Annotated in this window: 2 protein-coding genes; both read left to right on the forward strand. The window is 46.5% G+C overall.

The genetic code is table 11. The features are described from left to right. The coding region (locus ACFS25_RS31660; RefSeq protein ID WP_381509212.1) for a COG3415 family protein at positions 1-396 on the forward strand (396 nt) is incomplete at its 5' end. After that, on the forward strand, positions 390-1313 hold the full coding sequence (locus tag ACFS25_RS31665) for an IS3 family transposase (RefSeq protein ID WP_381509214.1): 924 nt from the start codon (positions 390-392) through the stop codon (positions 1311-1313). The genes ACFS25_RS31660 and ACFS25_RS31665, both read left to right, overlap by 7 nt.

Consider the following 1313-nt stretch of genomic DNA (forward strand, 5'->3'; position numbering starts at 1 on the left):
CGCATGAAACAGCCAGAAGGTGTCATGCGGCAAATTGTCGCCCAAATTCTGCTCGGTCAGCTCAACATCGATCAGGCCGCTGAACGACTAAAAGTTAATCGTAAGACGGTGCAGCGCTGGATGAGAAAAATTGAAGAGGAGGTCGAAGCCAATCAGCAAACGGTCGCTATTGACATCGAGCAGCCACCCCCTCCACTAAGACCAACCAGGGCCTCTAAGCCAAAGAAAAAATCCCCTGTTGATGAACTACGCGCTAAGGTTCTGACTCTGGAAGAACAACTGGAGGAGGCTAACTTCAAGGCGCTCTACTATTCAACTTTAGTTCGAATAGCGAAGCATGAGTTAGGAGTGGATATCGAAAAAAAGTCCGTTACCAAGCCATCCGGTTCATGCTGACGAATCATCCCAATATTTCGATTCGGCGGCTAGAAGATGTGCTTGGTTTTACCCGGCAGGGCTACTATCAATATTGGCAACGCCAAAATGAGCAGGTAGATGATGACTTAAATGTGTTGCGCCTAGTCAGGCCCATTCGTCGTCAACATCCGCGGATTGGTGTGCGGAAACTGTATAGTCTGTTGCAGGATGAATTTTTGGAAAGGGGAATAAAACTGGGTCGGGATGCCTTTTTTGAGTTGTTAGCCAGGCATAAGATGCTGATTAGAAGGCGTCGACGAAAAGTAAAGACCACCTTTTCGGGTCATCCGTTTCGTAAATATCCTAATCTGATCAAGAATTTAATGGTGGAAAGGCCTAACCAATTGTGGGTATCGGACATCACGTATTGGTTTACTCAGGGTGGATGCTTGTATATTTCGTTGATAACCGATGCCTATTCCAAACGAATCATGGGGTATAGTGTAGCCTCATCGCTGGGTGCTGTTCATTGTAAAGCAGCTCTGGAAATGGCTCTCAAGAAGATAAAGAAGCGAACGGCCAAAGCCTTAATTCACCATTCTGATCGGGGCCTTCAGTATTGCAGCGCTATTTACATTGGGTTATTGGACAACTATCATGTACAAATTAGCATGACTGAGACGGGTGATCCGCTGGAGAACCCCATTGCGGAGCGGGTGAATGGCATTTTAAAGAATGAGTACCTGGCTCATAAAGCGGTGTACTCGTTAGCCCAGGCCGAGTTGGTTTTGGAGCAAGCCGTTTTTCTGTATAACTATAAGCGACCCCACCTAAGCTGTGATATGCTGGTACCAGACCAAGCTCACAAAGGGGAAGGAAAGCTTAAGCGAAGGTGGAAGAATTATTACCCCAAAAGGCAGGTGGGTGATATAGTAGATGGCGAAAATAGGGTATAA

This window comes from Spirosoma flavum, from assembly GCF_042686045.1.
In the GTDB taxonomy this organism is placed as follows: domain Bacteria; phylum Bacteroidota; class Bacteroidia; order Cytophagales; family Spirosomataceae; genus Spirosoma; species Spirosoma flavum.